Source organism: Ruminococcus sp. AF17-1AC (assembly GCF_003461385.1).
Taxonomy (GTDB): domain Bacteria; phylum Bacillota; class Clostridia; order Oscillospirales; family Ruminococcaceae; genus Hominimerdicola; species Hominimerdicola aceti.
The window spans coordinates 173,057-187,266 of the sequence record NZ_QTWZ01000005.1 but is presented as its reverse complement, the minus strand read 5'-3'; the positions used below and the strand labels follow the sequence as shown (position 1 = coordinate 187,266).

Sequence of the window (14,210 nt, the reverse complement as noted above, 5' to 3'; positions counted from 1 at the left end):
CTCTTTGCGTATCTACATTGCGCTTAGGGCTAGAAAGGCGGTGCAGATTTAATTCTCCGATATCACTTTTATCTGATATCTGACTTCTTTATGCTATTTTTCATTAAATCTGCACCTTGTCGGCTTGCGCCGAATGAGGCTCTGCCTCATACTCCGCTAGGGGCTTTGCCCCTAGACCCCACAAGCCCTCTAGCGCCGGGCTTGAGCGTGCGCTTTATCTCTCGCTTCGCTCGGTGCTTTATTTTACTTTATGCTTGTAATTTACTTTGGTCTGCTATGCTCATTCCTCATTTCTCATTCCTCACTTAAATCCCCCCTCCGACAATTTTTACACCCAAAACTGTGTTATGTTTAAACTGAGTTTATAAAACCCTATTATAATATCTTTACAATAACAAAAATAGGAGAAAATATATGCTTAGTTTAAAGGACATAAAAAAAGATTATGTCGTTGGTGATTCCACCGTTTCTGCCCTTAAAGGCGTTAGCATTGATTTTCGTGAGAATGAGTTCGTTTCTATCCTTGGCCCGTCAGGCTGCGGTAAAACCACTCTTTTGAACATTATCGGCGGTCTTGACAGATATACCTGCGGTGACCTTAACATTAACGACAAATCTACCAAGGATTTCAAGGATTGCGACTGGGATTCCTACAGAAACCATTCCATAGGCTTCGTGTTCCAGAGCTATAACCTTATACCGCACCAGACAGTGCTTTCAAACGTTGAGCTTGCTTTGACCCTCTCAGGTGTTTCAAAGTCAGAAAGACGTGAAAGAGCCGTCAAGGCTCTCGAGCAGGTGGGTCTTGGCGACCAGCTCCACAAAAAGCCTAATCAGATGTCAGGCGGTCAGATGCAGAGAGTTGCCATTGCAAGAGCGCTTGTGAATGAGCCTGACATTCTGCTTGCAGACGAGCCTACAGGTGCGCTTGATACTGAAACAAGCGTGCAGATAATGGAGCTTTTGAAGAGCATTTCCAAGGACAAGCTTATTATAATGGTAACTCACAATCCTGAGCTTGCAATGAAATATTCTTCAAGAATAATCAAACTTCTTGACGGAAAGGTCATAGACGATTCCGACCCTCTTGACAAGAATGTTGTTGAGCCTATCAAAAAGCCTGAAAAAGAGCCTACAAAGGCTGACAAAAAGGCGGCGAAGAAAGAGCGCAAAAAGCTTAAAACTTCCATGAGCTTCCTTACTGCACTGTCTTTGAGCCGAAACAATCTTATGACAAAAAAGGCAAGAACGCTTCTTACCTCTTTTGCAGGCTCTATTGGTATAATCGGTATCGCACTTATTCTTTCTATCTCAAACGGCGTTCAGCTTTATATAGATCAGGTGCAGTCTGATACCCTTTCAAGCTATCCGCTTCAGATAACAAAGACCACTGCAAGTATAGGCGAGATAATGAACACCATGGCGAAAAACCATGAGGATTCAGCAAACCACGATAAAGACAAGGTCTATTCTCAGAATGCCATGGGCGAGATGATAAACACTCTCATGGAAGAAACAAAGGTCAACAATCTGGAGAAGTTCAAGAAATATCTTGACGATAACAGCGACCTGAAAGACCTTACAAGCGACGTTCAGTACACATACGCCACCACACTTAACGTTTTTACGGAGAGCGACAGCGGTGTAATGCAGGTCAATCCGTCAACGCTTCTTGAAGATATGGGATATATGTCCTCAACTCAGATGGAAGCAATGTCCATGAGTGGCTCAATGGGTGGCATGATGGGCATGGGTACTGACGTATGGAGCGAAATGATAGATAACGAGGAGCTTATCGACAAGCAGTATGACGTTATCGCAGGACGTTTGCCTGAAAAGTATAACGAAGTTGTGCTTGTAGTTGATAAGAACAACGAGATAAACGACTATGTGCTTTATTCTCTCGGGCTTCTCGACCCAAGCTCGCTTAACGGCATAGTAAGACGTGCCATGGCAGGAGAGGATATATCCGTTGACAGCGAACAGCACGTTTACACCTATGATGAGCTTCTTGACCTGAAATTCAAGGTCGTTCCTACACCTGATCTCTATAAGAAAAAAGACGGTGTGTGGGAAAATATGACAGGCGATGAGAACTACATGAAAAAGGCTGTTGCAAACGGCACAGAAATAAGTGTAGTCGGTATCCTGCGACCTGACGAGGACGCTTCCTCTGCTTCCATAAGCGGTGCGATAGGCTATCGTCATGACCTTATGACATATCTTATCGACGAAGTAGATAAAAGCGAGATAGTAAAAGAGCAGATAGCAAATCCTGACATAGATGTTTTCACAGGACTTAAGTTCAAAACGGACGAGAATGCGGCAGATACAGACAGCAGTTCAGAAACCGTTTCCGACAGCACAGCAGATACAGAAAGCAAGGCTGACAAAACAGCAGACAGCTCCGACGCAGATAAGAAGGCTGGTTTGGTTGCAGGCGACAGCTCTATGGAAATTCCTGAGGGAATGACCGAGGAGCAGTATAAGGCTCTTATGGAGCAGAGCGGTGCTTCCGATACAGGCGAGCTTGCAGATATGGGCATGAATGCCATGGGTTCAATGGATATGTCAGCAATTCAGGGCGGTGATATGTCATCGCTTACCGAAACTCAGAAGAAGTATATAGCTTCACTTTCTGACGAGCAAATGGAGCTTATGAAGCAAATGCTCAAAGAACAGTCCGACACAAATGCGGATCAGCTTGCAAATAGCGGAAAATATTCCACTTCAAACTATGACAACAACATGAAAACTCTTGGCTATTCAGTTGTTGAAGACCCTGACAGCATAAATATCTATCCTGTGGACTTTGCTTCAAAGGAAAAGATAATAGATATTATCGACGATTACAACGACAGTGTTGGCGAAGAGGACAAGATAGAATACACAGATTATGTTGGTCTTATGATGAGTTCTATCACGTCTATAATAAACGCTATCAGCTATGTTCTTATCGCATTTGTTGCAATTTCACTTGTCGTATCATCTATCATGATAGGCATTATAACCTACATCTCAGTTTTGGAAAGAACAAAGGAGATAGGTATTCTGAGAAGTATCGGTGCATCAAAGAGGGATATATCAAGAGTGTTCAATGCCGAAACAGTTATCGTGGGATTTGTGGCAGGTGCATTGGGAATAATTATCTCCTATCTGCTCACAATACCGATAAATATGATAATCTCACATCTTACAGACGTGCCGATAAGAGCTTCAATACCTGTCAGTGCGGCAGTTATACTCATTGCAATAAGCGTTTGCCTGACGCTTATCGCAGGTCTGTTCCCGTCAAGAGTGGCGGCAAAGAAAGACCCTGTTATCGCACTGAGAACAGAATAGTTTATTTTATACCCCAAGGAGGTAATCACTATGAAAAAGCTTACAGCAGAAAAAATTGACAACATCATGGGCGCAATGAGTTGTATCGTAACAGGTTTTTGTCTTATGGCGCTCATTATGATGGGACATTGCTGATTTTCTGACATTTCCATAACAAATTCCTATATAAGCTGCTGCCCGTCATACCATTTTGGTTGGCGGGCAGTAGTTTTCTTGTGAATTGGTGCGGTATGGCTTAGAATATTCTATAAACCGTCACAAATTTTACACAATAATAGGTTATTATATAAGCAAAGAATATGAATTAAGGTAGCAACACACAAGATTTGTATGCAAGCAGATTGCGTGCAAAGCCGACAGGCGTTCCTTGTACGGTGCTGCCTGAATATGGAGGAATACTTATGGCAAAGATACTTGTTGTTGATGATGAGATAAAGATAAGAGAGATAATAAAGGAGTATGCCGAGTTCGAGGGCTATGAGGTGGCTCAGGCTGAGGATGGTATGCAGGCTGTGGAAATGGTGAAAAATCAGGATTTCGATATCATCATAATGGACGTTATGATGCCGAAGCTTGACGGCTATTCAGCTTGCAAGGAGATAAGAAAAATAAAGCAGATACCTGTTATAATGCTTTCGGCAAGGGGCGAGGAGTATGACAAGCTTTTCGGCTTTGAGATAGGCGTTGACGATTATGTAGTAAAACCGTTCTCGCCAAAGGAGCTTATGGCAAGGATAAGGGCGGTGCTTAACCGTGCGTCAGCTTCTCAGCGCACTGAGGACGTTATAAGATACGAGGGATTAGAGATAAACTTTACGGCCCGTGAGGTAAAGATAGACGGGAAGAAGGTTTCCATGACTCCGAAAGAGTATGACCTGCTTTTCTATCTGGTGAAGAACATGAACATTGCGCTTTCAAGAGAGAAGCTTCTTGAAGAGGTATGGGGCTTTGATTTTTACGGTGACGACAGAACTGTGGATACTCACATAAAAATGCTGAGAAACAGCCTTGGAAAATACCGCAATCTTATTGTTACTCTGAGAGGAATGGGATATAAGTTTGAAAAGATCCAGTAAGCTTGCAGAAGTCAAGGAAAAAGTCAGCAATAAGACAGCGGAGATAAAGGCGAAAAGAAGTCTGCGGTCATATGTGTGGATGTATTTTATCTTCTTCACGGCTTTTATTCTTATTCTTATTTGGCTTTTTCAGTATTTTTTCTTGGAAAGATATTATCAGTCGGCGAAGATAAGAGATATTACAGACGCTGCAAATCAGATAATCCAAGCATATGGCACTGACCAGCAGGAGGTAACGAACCGCTCGCTGGCTTTTGACAACAGCCTTTGCATCGTTATAACGGACGAAATGGGCAATCCTCTTGTGATGGAAAACAACATGGGAGCATATTCGCATCTTAACAAGATCATAAACAAGGGCTATGGCATCGGACTTTTCAAGATGATATCTAAGCTAAAACAGTCGGACGATAACTACATCACGAAAATTGCTCAGAATGAGAATTTCAAGAGCAAGGAGATATTTTACTGCACGTCTATCTACACTGATGATTCGGATAAGCAGGCGTATCTTTTTATTGAAAGCTCAATAGAGCCGATAGATTCCACTGTAAGCATTATAAGAGAACAGCTCATTTATATCACTATCATACTTTTTGAGCTTGCTTTTATTGTAACTATGTATATCTCAAAGCGACTTTCAAAGCCTATCGTTGACATTACTAACACGGCGAAGAAATTCGGTGAAGGGGATTATGCGGTGGAGTTCAATGGCCATGGCTATTGTGAGATAGAGGAGCTTTCCACGGTGCTTAACAATGCCAAGGACGAGATACAAAAGGTATCGGAGCTTAGGAAAGACCTTATTGCGAACATATCTCACGACCTGAGAACACCGCTCACTATGGTAAAGGCTTATGCGGAAATGATAAGGGACTTGTCGGGGGATAATCCTGTGAAGAGGCAGGAGCATATCCAAGTCATTATCGACGAGGCTGACAGGCTTTCAAGTCTGGTAAATAATCTGCTGGAGCTTTCAAAGCTGGAGTCGGGCAATGCGGAGCTTAAACTCACGGACTTCTCTATAGTTGACAAGCTCAATGACTGCATGACTCGATATCAGATACTCATAGAGCAAAATGGTTATGATATCAAGTATATCCCAGACGAGGACAGAGTGATAACGGCGGATATTACAAAGCTGGATCAGGTCATTTACAACTTTATAAACAACGCTATAAACTACACAGGTGACAACAAGGTCATTCGTATCAAGCAGATAAACAAGGCTGATGTGGTGCGTATCGAGGTAACGGACAACGGCAAGGGCATTTCTAAGGAGCTTCTGCCGAAGATATTTGACAGATACTACCGTGACGCAAAGGTAAAGCGTGACGTGGTAGGCACAGGACTTGGACTTTCCATTTGTCAGGAGATACTCAAAGCCCACGGCTTTGCATACGGCGTTCAATCGGAGGAGGGCAAAGGCTCGACCTTCTGGTTTGAAGCGAAGATTGCAAAGCAGGAGAGCAAGACTGTTCAGAAAATGGAGAGCAGGCTTTCGCTCAGCGGGCTGGAGGAGAAATAGGGTAAAATATGAGAGTGCATTTCACTGAGGTGGTAATGCACTCTTTTTTATTATATCAGCGTCTGCCATGGTGAAATAACAAAGTTGGGTTTATAAATAATGATCCATGAGCGACAATAAAAAACCGCCTTACATAAAGTAAAGCGGATCGGGTGCAGGGTCAAGCCCCTGCTGGTGGAGCTAACGAGAGCTTAGACGAACACTCATCTAATGCCGCAAATGCCGCTTGTTCCACCACATCAACAGATATTTCATTTTGTGAACTAATATTATATGTGATTATTATTTTGTTGTCATATAATATAACCTTATTCACGAACATATCAATAATATTACGTTGATATTCTTTATTATTTATATCTCCACCGAAAAAACGTTCGAGAGAGAAAATAACCTGTTCTTTCTCAATTACGGGCGTTGTTATTTTTTCCCTTTCTATTTCGCCCTCAATTATAGATTTCTGCTCCTCGAGTTCAAATAATCTGCTTTTCGTTGAGCTTGTTATAATTCCTGCCTCTATCGCTTTCATTATGTTGTTAATAGCGCTCTGAGTATCACGGAGCTGTTGCTCATAGTAGCGGAGCATTGACTTGTCCTCTTGCTCTAGCCTTTGTATCTCAACTACTCGATCAGCAATAAACTCTATTGTTTCCTTGTTGAGTATATCATCTCTTGTTATTCGTGTAACCTCAGTTTCAAGCCATTCTTTTTTTACATTCTTTTTAGTACACTTATTATGCTTGGAGATTTTATCGTGGCAAGCATAATAATAGAATTTGCGCCCTGTCTTACTCGTTCCACTCATTCCTCGCATAGTTCCTTTGCAATGCCCACAGAACACTTTACCGGTCAGAAGAAAATCAACATCACTATTGCTCCGCCTGCTTGCGGGAGCTTTTTTGCTCAGCGCACGTCTTTCTTGCACTCTATTAAATAGATCATCGTCTATTATGCGTGGCATTCCGCCGGGCGTTACAATATCGCCGTAGCGGTATTCGCCTATATATGCCCTGTTGCTCAGCACACGAGATATGCCATACTGCGTGAAGTCTTTACCTCTCTTTGTCTTTGCACCGCTTGCCACAATCTCACGCCATATGTCGGCAATCTTCATTCCCTCGTCGTACTTCTGAAATATTGTCTTGACTATCGTTGCCTCATTTGGCTCAATTTCAAAATACCCGTCTTTGTCTACAATGTAACCTAAGCTCTTTCCGGAGCCGTTGCTCTTGCAATGCAGAGCATTTTCTTTCATACCTCGTTTTATGTTCTGCGACAAATTGGCGGAGTAATATTCCGCCATACCCTCGAGCACGCTTTCAAGTATTATTCCCTCGGGGCTGTCGGGTATGTACTCTTTCGCTGATACGACCTTAACGCCTTGCAGCTTTAGTAGGGCTTTATTTTGTGCCATTTCTGCACGATTACGTCCGAAACGGTCTATTTTCCATACTACAACAACGGAAAAACCGCCACGCCTGCTATCACGGAGCATTTTTTGAAACTCTGCTCGGTTATCGTTCGTGCCCGTGTGCTTGCTGTCCGAGTACACGTTTATAATGCGTATGCCGTTTCGCTTAGCATACTCTTTGCACTCTCGGACTTGGCCCTCTATGCTCGCCTCCGTTTGGTTAGGACCTTCCGAATAGCGGGCATATATCACGCCGTCAATTATTTCCGAATTATTGTCTTGCTTTGCGGCTCTTGCCATTGTCCGCCTCCTTAATTATGCCTTGTAGATAACGACGTGAAGATTACAACCGTAATTCTTGTCTCCGCCGCCTGTTATATCTGAAATTGTAACTTTCATTTTGTTGTTAGGATATTTATGTATCAAATCGCTTGCTAACTCTGCATTTACGTTTCCGAGCTGCTTTCCTTTGGTGGTAAATACGCCGATAGCCTCGGGATATTTTTTAGTAGGTGTTGGTCTAAAAATTATATCCTGCCCTGGAACACACCCGCTTATAATTTTCTGTCTGTCTGTTCCGTCGTCATTTTTAAACGTAACTCCTACAACCTTTGTGTGAAAGTCCGAAACAACATCGTAAAATTGCATATCCATACGAACACTTGCAGGCGCACTAGAAACAGAGCCGCTCTTATATTCCTTGTAAGCGCCCACAATATCAACTATCCACCCTACACAAAAACAACCGAAAGTAAATAGCCACAAGATACCTAGTCCGATTTGTCCTTTGCGAAAGCGGGCATAACCCGTCCAGCCTAAGAAAATAGTAAGTACGAAGTTCACCATAATAAACACTCCCTATGTACAGCGAATTATTTCGCTGTTTGTTTTTGTATATACTCTTTGAAGTTATCATAAACCGCCTTTTCAAGCGAGCTTTGAAGAAACTTATTACGAGAGTATAGAATTTCCATTCGCTCCGATCTCACTTGCGCCGCTGCAAGCGAAATGTCGCATATTTCTGATATATCTTGCGGCGTGTGAACATTTAAAGCCCATAGCACACACGCAGGGGCAAGCAATCTAGCTGCGAACACGTCCGCCTCTTGCTCAATAGTCGGGCGTGACGTGTCAAATGTACGAGCATAGTGTTTGTCACACATAATGTGCCCTAAAAGAATATGCCCGAGTTCGTGAGCTACCGTAAATCTGCTGCGCTGCCTAGGCTCTGTATCATTATAAACGATATACCATTTTGAATTTATAAGATATGTTGCGCCGCTTTCACCCTTTGACAGCTCATTTATAGAACTGTTCTTTATTATCTTTATACCTAATTGCTTAGTGATCGTTGAGGGCTTAACTGGCAACTCTCTTATATCAAAATCAAGCAGGCATTGCCACGCCGCATTACGAGCATTTTTGTACGAACCATATAACAATATTTATCACCTCGCAAGGTAGTGTACCCTGCGAGGTATTTTATTATGTAATTAAATATCGTCGTCAGCTTCAGCGTTTTCAAACTTAGCCACACGGTCAGAAGTCATTTTCAAAGCGTCAACCGCACGATCATCACCACTACGAGCAGCTTTCTGACTTACTGTTATTTTTAGCTCTTGTATATCTAAGAGCTTGTCAATCGCCGCGTGCATTTCGGGGTGTTTTCTGTATTCCATAATGATGAGGCGTTCATTATCGGTTATTTCGGGGTAAATGTCAGCGCCTCTTTCTACGATATTCCCACTTAATAAATCATCAATGCTAAGATTTAATCTATCGCAAACGTAAAGAACAAGAGAAACGCTGCTGTTGACAAGCCCTCTTTTAAGCATATTATCAATCGTAGAATATGAACGATCTATTTGCATACAAAACTCTCTCAAACTCTTATAATTTTGCAAAATGTAATCTTTTAGTTTCTGCTCAACGTCACCTAATGTATAATTTTCCAATATAAGCACCTCCAATGCTGTAATTATATCACAGTTGTATAGAAAAATCAAGAGCAATTCACCCATAAACAAAAATTTTTTATAAAAAGGCTTGACAATTCACCAAATATGGTATATAATATAGAAAATTCACCACGGTGGGTGAACGCACAAAAAGGAGGTATTTATATGTACAGAAACCTTGAAGCGGAACTGAGCCGCTACGGCATAGCAAGAAAAGACATAGCCGCCGTACTTGGGCTTAACGTCAATACGGTATCTGAAAAGCTGTCTAACCCCGACAGGTTAAAGCTTAAGGAAGCTCAGACGATACGCCGAACATTTTTTCCTAAGCTCACTATGGAATACTTATTCGACGACGGCGAGTTGAGCGGCAAGTATCAGCGAGAAGCCTAAACGGACAAAAAAATGAAACGGAGTGATTTCAAATGATTAAGCTGACAATCGAAATAAGCGAACACACAACAGACGAGTTGAAGCCGCATTATGATAGGTTTAATGCTATCGAAACAGCAGCAGGCAGAGAGCCGCACACCTTTGAGGAATATCTTGAAATGGTGCTTACGCTAGGGTGTCACGGTTTTATGATACGCAACGCCGACCGCCTTGAAAGTAGCTTGAAAGCGTATTACAAGCAGACAGGAGGCGATAAGATTGACGAATAGAAAGTTTAAGGACTATCAGAAAAACCGCCTTGCTTTCATAGCTATTTCGAGAAACTATGAGCTGCTCTGCACAATCTTGCTTACTCTTAACAAAGAGTTTCCAAAGCAGTTCTATTCAAAGCGCTGCATTGAGTGGATTGATACATATGCCGAGAGCTGCAAGACGGCAAACGAGCAGGATCGTGACGGCGTACTTGATTTCAAGTTAGAACAGGGCGTTAAAAGGTGTTCTATTGACGTTGACAAGATCAACGCTTTTGTAGCGCGTCGCTGCTCAGATTTCAGCAAGGATAACAAAACCGTTCTAGCAGCCAATGTCAAGCTTGCCCTTATTCAGACTGCCGAGCAATTCGGCGTAGGTGCAAAGCGTATGCAGCGACTTCAAGAGGCGCTGCTTGCCGAACGCATAGCAAAGCCTGCTGAGGAAGTGAGCAAGCTCGGCATAAAGAACTACATAGAAGAAACAAACGTCGGACAAGTTGATTATCGTAAGTTCCAGTACAAGGAGAAAATGAAAGTTACCTTGCAGGAACAGAAAGAGGCAAGAGCAGGCTTAGAGGCGTTCAGACGGTGGACGCAGGAAAACGTCCCACAAAACATAGAAACGGAGTGATTTCAAATGAAGAAAGTGACAGAAGCAGAGGTTTATAAGCTGCTCGTGCGCATTGGCGTTTCCGCAGGGTATACGGGAATTGATTACATCATCAGAGCCGTGTTTGCTATAAACGCAGGAAAGGTTGATAATCTCGGCGAAGTCTACGATATTATCGCCAAAGAAGATAACATAAAGAGCGGCGCTGTTGAGAGAAACATTCGCACCGCTATCAACCGAGCATACGAGCATAGACCCCGCATATTTTCGGAGCTTTTCAGCATTGACAGCAAGCCCACGAACAAGCTTTTTATATACGCCGTAGTCAACTATTTCCGCTATGGCAAAGTAGGCAAAGCATAGGAGCGGTGCTATGTCAGACAAACCATTGCATTATAACTTTGATTGCGCCCTCGAGGGCTGCAAAGAATGTGTATATTTTAATCATATGTGTTGTGAGGATTGTTATTATGACGGCAAGTGCGATTTTTGCGCACACGATAGCGATTACAACCATGTGAGCTTTAACAGCATATGTAGCTACTGCTCGTGCAGAGCTGAGAAATAACCGAAAGGAGGGCGGAACAATGCCCGATATGATGATAGTTAAAACCGAGAGGCTGAACGTTAAGCCCTCTGACATTCCCTCTCACGTTGCCGACGGTTTCGCTCGGGCAACGCTGCGGGCAGTAGAGCGTTATTTCTCAGACCCCGCCGTTAAGGTAGAGTATGAAAAGTGGCTTGAAAAGCGGCGAAATGATATTTTATGCGAAGTAAATGAGGAGGAAAACCATGAAAACATATATTGACGCTAAGTCTCTGATCGATGAATTGTCAGCAGCGTGTATGCCAATATACGAAAAGGGCATAACGGGTATTCTGGGTGACAACAGCAGTATTGCTGACATAATCAATGAACAACCTGCCGTAGACGTACAAGAAGTGAAACACGGGCGTTGGGTCTACAAGGAACGAACGAAAGTCGTGAACACGGGCAATGTCGGCATACTGGAAGGCTATCGCACTATTACCGAAGAAAACATAGACAAAGCAACTATAATTTTAAAAAAACGCATAACGGTCAAAGTACCCTTTTGCTCGTTGTGCGGCGAACACGGCGACAACGAGGGCGACGCAACGCCGTATTGCCCTTGCTGCGGTGCGAGAATGGACAGCGAAAAGCAATATAAGAAACAAGAAACGGAGTGATTTCAAATGAAAGTAGTATCAAGAAATGTAGACTTGCCTATTAGCAAGATTTATCCACACCCCGACAATCCACGAAAGGACGTCGGGGACGTATCAGAGCTCGCCGAAAGTATCAAAGCAAACGGCATTTTTCAAAATCTCACGGTAGTAGGAGGCGGCAAAGGTGCGCCGACGGCGGACGATTACACCGTAATTATAGGACACCGCAGGCTTTCAGCAGCTAAGCAAGCAGGCTTAAAGCAAGTTCCTTGTATGGTGGTAGAAATGGACGAGCGAGAGCAGGCGGCAACAATGCTGCTCGAAAATATGCAGCGTTCCGATCTCACCATATATGAGCAAGCACAAGGATTTCAAATGATGTTAGATCTCGGTGAAACGCAAGACGGGATAGCAGAAAAGACAGGTTTCAGTAAGTCAACGATCAGACACCGCCTTAAACTGCTTGAACTAGATCAAGATGAGCTCCGCAAGGCGCAGGAACGGCAAGCCACATTTTCGGACTATATCGAGCTTGAAAGGATAAAAGACCCGAAAAGCAGAAACGAGGCTTTGAAACAAGTGGGTACGTCTAATTTCAAGTGGACGGTAGACAGATTAGTAAGAGCAGAGAATGCCGAAGCTAATGCGAAAGCTACTATTGCATTGTTAGATAGCAAGTTTAAACATATCGCATATGACAAGCGTTTTAGTTACAGGCAAATAAGCAGTATGTCAATTTCCTCTAAAAGCATTGAAGAAAATAGAAAAACCGTTGAGGAACTGGTAGACAAAAACGCAAAATACTACACGTTGAGCAGCGATGTATACGAATTTGCGTGGGCGTATATCTATGCTGACGCTAAAATGTTGACCGAGGAAGAGAAAGCCGCTGAGGCAGCACACAAAGAAAAAGAAAATCGCCGTGTAGAATGCGTAAACAAGATAAGCAAGCTTGAAGAACAGGCGGCGGAGCTCCGCAAAGCTTTTGTAAAGAAATACGCAAATCGCGAACACATAGAGGTGATAACTAGAGCATTTCTTACAGAGTCCAATCTTGACGACATTTGTTATAGTGATGTTGCAGATATGCTTTATCTTAATGAACAATATGAAAAGTTTAAAGATTTACAGAGCTTTTTGAACTGCAAAGAATATCGAGAATGCGTGAAGAAACATCCGGAAAGCGTTATGCTTACAATGCTCTGCACGATATATGAGGGCGCATACAGGACAACGCTTCACGATTATTACGGAAGTTACTGCCGCAATACGAGGCTTGAAAATTGGTATGCTCTGCTTACTAGAATAGGCTACAAAATGAGTAGCGACGAGCGAAAACTCCTTTCGGGTACTCACGAATGTTTCGGAGGCGAGCGCAATGAATGATACAAAGCTTAAGGAAATCGAAGAACAGCTCGAAACGATATACGACGAACTGACAATATTCAAAGGGCGTTACATCGACGAAGATAACGAGGACAACATAGACGAAGCACTCAGCGGCATTCAACAGGCAATAGACGCTGTAAGCTGTTTAAGGAGTGAGCTTTGAGTAGCAACGGTAAGCGCAAGGAGCTGACTTGCAAGGATTGTAAGCATTGCTTTAAGTGCATTGAATGGAGCAGGCTTTACCCGTGCAGGGAGTTTGCATTATATAAGCCTGGTAACAGAGAAACGGAGAGATTTCACAATGAAAAGAATAACAATCGAAATTCCCGACAGTAAATACGCAAAACTTACGGCGGACGCAGAAAAGCTTATAGCCGTAAAATCAAAGATGTGCCGCTTAGCGGGCGTTGAGTGCCCGAAATACAAAGCGGCGAACATCGTCAAGGAGGCGGCAGAGTTCGGAGCTGTTGAATATGTATCAAATTACATAGAAAACATATCATCTACACTCTCGAAGAAAATTAACCTTCTCGAAAATCATATTGACGGAGAAGCCGAGATAATAGTGCGGGACGCTGCCTCACCTATCAAGCGAATTGTAGCGGCGCTATCCTGCGACAACGAACAGGAGGCTAATTGATTATGATTAAAAAGTGGACTGCCGCCGAGGACAAGCAGGCATTAAAACTCGCAGACAGCGGAAAGAGCCTAGCTGACATCGCCTCGGCTCTTGGAAGAACGGAAAACTCTATTAGAAATAGACTTTACGAACTCAGAAAAGGCAAGAGAGGCTCTGAGAGCCGCCCGTTCCACGTTGTTATTAAGCTTACTGCCGAGCAGTACAGCGAATTGCTCCACGGTGCAGAAACCGCAAAAGAGAACGAGCGCCTCGTCGAGCGTCAAAGATTAACCTATGAGGACTATTGCAGCCTTTACGCCGTATGTCAAAAGCTTTTGAAACAGTACAAAAATCACAGAAACACAAAAGCAGGCTTTGAAGAACTTGAAAGAGAAATGGAGCTGAGAATGCCGTGCCCGTTCTGATTACTATACTGCTAGTCATT

At 43.1% G+C, this 14,210-nt stretch carries 18 protein-coding genes; 14 read left to right on the top strand and 4 right to left on the bottom strand.

Annotation, left to right across the window (positions count from 1 at the left end; all coding sequences use genetic code 11):
- The first annotated feature begins 414 nt into the window (after positions 1-414).
- From DWW81_RS05600 to DWW81_RS05590, 3 genes are all read left to right on the top strand, one after another.
- A complete protein-coding gene (locus DWW81_RS05600; RefSeq protein WP_117896994.1) occupies positions 415-3,342 on the top strand; it encodes an ABC transporter ATP-binding protein/permease in 2,928 nt (975 codons plus the stop codon).
- Between the two features lie 401 nt (positions 3,343-3,743).
- Positions 3,744-4,418, top strand: a complete 675-nt coding sequence (locus tag DWW81_RS05595; protein WP_117896993.1) for a response regulator transcription factor — start codon at positions 3,744-3,746, stop codon at positions 4,416-4,418.
- A complete protein-coding gene (locus tag DWW81_RS05590; RefSeq protein ID WP_242989568.1) occupies positions 4,402-5,946 on the top strand; it encodes a HAMP domain-containing sensor histidine kinase in 1,545 nt (514 codons plus the stop codon). The genes DWW81_RS05595 and DWW81_RS05590 overlap by 17 nt, the downstream gene beginning before the upstream one ends.
- 160 nt (positions 5,947-6,106) lie before the next feature.
- Here the strand turns inward: DWW81_RS05590 and DWW81_RS05585 are convergent, their stop codons facing one another.
- Genes DWW81_RS05585 through DWW81_RS05570 form a run of 4 tightly spaced genes read right to left on the bottom strand, consistent with a single transcriptional unit; the run spans position 6,107 to position 9,312 of the window.
- Positions 6,107-7,657 carry a recombinase family protein gene (locus tag DWW81_RS05585; protein WP_117896992.1) on the bottom strand — a complete coding sequence of 517 codons (1,551 nt, stop codon included), beginning with the start codon at positions 7,655-7,657 and terminating at the stop codon, positions 6,107-6,109.
- A 15-nt stretch (positions 7,658-7,672) separates the two neighbouring features.
- A complete protein-coding gene (locus DWW81_RS05580) occupies positions 7,673-8,203 on the bottom strand; it encodes an NINE protein (RefSeq protein ID WP_117896991.1) in 531 nt (176 codons plus the stop codon).
- Between the two features lie 26 nt (positions 8,204-8,229).
- A complete protein-coding gene (locus DWW81_RS05575; protein ID WP_181982674.1) occupies positions 8,230-8,799 on the bottom strand; it encodes an ImmA/IrrE family metallo-endopeptidase in 570 nt (189 codons plus the stop codon).
- A 51-nt stretch (positions 8,800-8,850) separates the two neighbouring features.
- Positions 8,851-9,312, bottom strand: a complete 462-nt coding sequence (locus DWW81_RS05570) for a hypothetical protein (protein ID WP_117896989.1) — start codon at positions 9,310-9,312, stop codon at positions 8,851-8,853.
- A gap of 168 nt (positions 9,313-9,480) precedes the next feature.
- On the opposite strand from DWW81_RS05570, the gene DWW81_RS05565 reads away from it, so the two are divergent.
- From DWW81_RS05565 to DWW81_RS05525, 11 genes are all read left to right on the top strand, one after another.
- Complete coding sequence (locus DWW81_RS05565) at positions 9,481-9,708, top strand: XRE family transcriptional regulator (RefSeq protein ID WP_117896988.1); 228 nt, start codon at positions 9,481-9,483, stop codon at positions 9,706-9,708.
- Positions 9,709-9,740: 32 nt separating this feature from the next.
- On the top strand, positions 9,741-9,977 hold the full coding sequence (locus DWW81_RS05560) for a hypothetical protein (RefSeq protein WP_038672241.1): 237 nt from the start codon (positions 9,741-9,743) through the stop codon (positions 9,975-9,977).
- A complete protein-coding gene (locus tag DWW81_RS05555; protein ID WP_117896987.1) occupies positions 9,967-10,590 on the top strand; it encodes a hypothetical protein in 624 nt (207 codons plus the stop codon). The genes DWW81_RS05560 and DWW81_RS05555 overlap by 11 nt, the downstream gene beginning before the upstream one ends.
- Before the next feature lie 6 nt (positions 10,591-10,596).
- Entirely contained in the window at positions 10,597-10,932 is a 336-nt protein-coding gene (locus tag DWW81_RS05550; protein ID WP_117896986.1) for a sporulation initiation factor Spo0A C-terminal domain-containing protein, read from the top strand.
- Positions 10,933-10,942: 10 nt separating this feature from the next.
- Positions 10,943-11,137, top strand: a complete 195-nt coding sequence (locus DWW81_RS13105) for a hypothetical protein (RefSeq protein WP_117896985.1) — start codon at positions 10,943-10,945, stop codon at positions 11,135-11,137.
- A 19-nt stretch (positions 11,138-11,156) separates the two neighbouring features.
- Positions 11,157-11,378, top strand: a complete 222-nt coding sequence (locus DWW81_RS05545; protein WP_038672233.1) for a hypothetical protein — start codon at positions 11,157-11,159, stop codon at positions 11,376-11,378.
- Positions 11,362-11,778: a hypothetical protein gene (locus DWW81_RS05540; RefSeq protein WP_117896984.1), complete on the top strand. Its 417-nt coding sequence runs from the start codon at positions 11,362-11,364 to the stop codon at positions 11,776-11,778. Before DWW81_RS05545 ends, DWW81_RS05540 begins: the two co-directional genes overlap by 17 nt.
- A 6-nt stretch (positions 11,779-11,784) precedes the next feature.
- Positions 11,785-13,143 (top strand): ParB/RepB/Spo0J family partition protein, encoded by a 1,359-nt coding sequence (locus tag DWW81_RS05535; RefSeq protein ID WP_117896983.1) that lies wholly within the window; start codon positions 11,785-11,787, stop codon positions 13,141-13,143.
- Positions 13,136-13,309, top strand: coding sequence for a hypothetical protein (locus tag DWW81_RS13215; protein ID WP_181982673.1), 174 nt, complete (start codon positions 13,136-13,138; stop codon positions 13,307-13,309). The genes DWW81_RS05535 and DWW81_RS13215 overlap by 8 nt, the downstream gene beginning before the upstream one ends.
- Before the next feature lie 138 nt (positions 13,310-13,447).
- Positions 13,448-13,786 carry a hypothetical protein gene (locus tag DWW81_RS05530; protein WP_038672230.1) on the top strand — a complete coding sequence of 113 codons (339 nt, stop codon included), beginning with the start codon at positions 13,448-13,450 and terminating at the stop codon, positions 13,784-13,786.
- Between the two features lie 2 nt (positions 13,787-13,788).
- On the top strand, positions 13,789-14,190 hold the full coding sequence (locus tag DWW81_RS05525; RefSeq protein ID WP_038672228.1) for an SANT/Myb-like DNA-binding domain-containing protein: 402 nt from the start codon (positions 13,789-13,791) through the stop codon (positions 14,188-14,190).
- Positions 14,191-14,210: the final 20 nt, after the last annotated feature.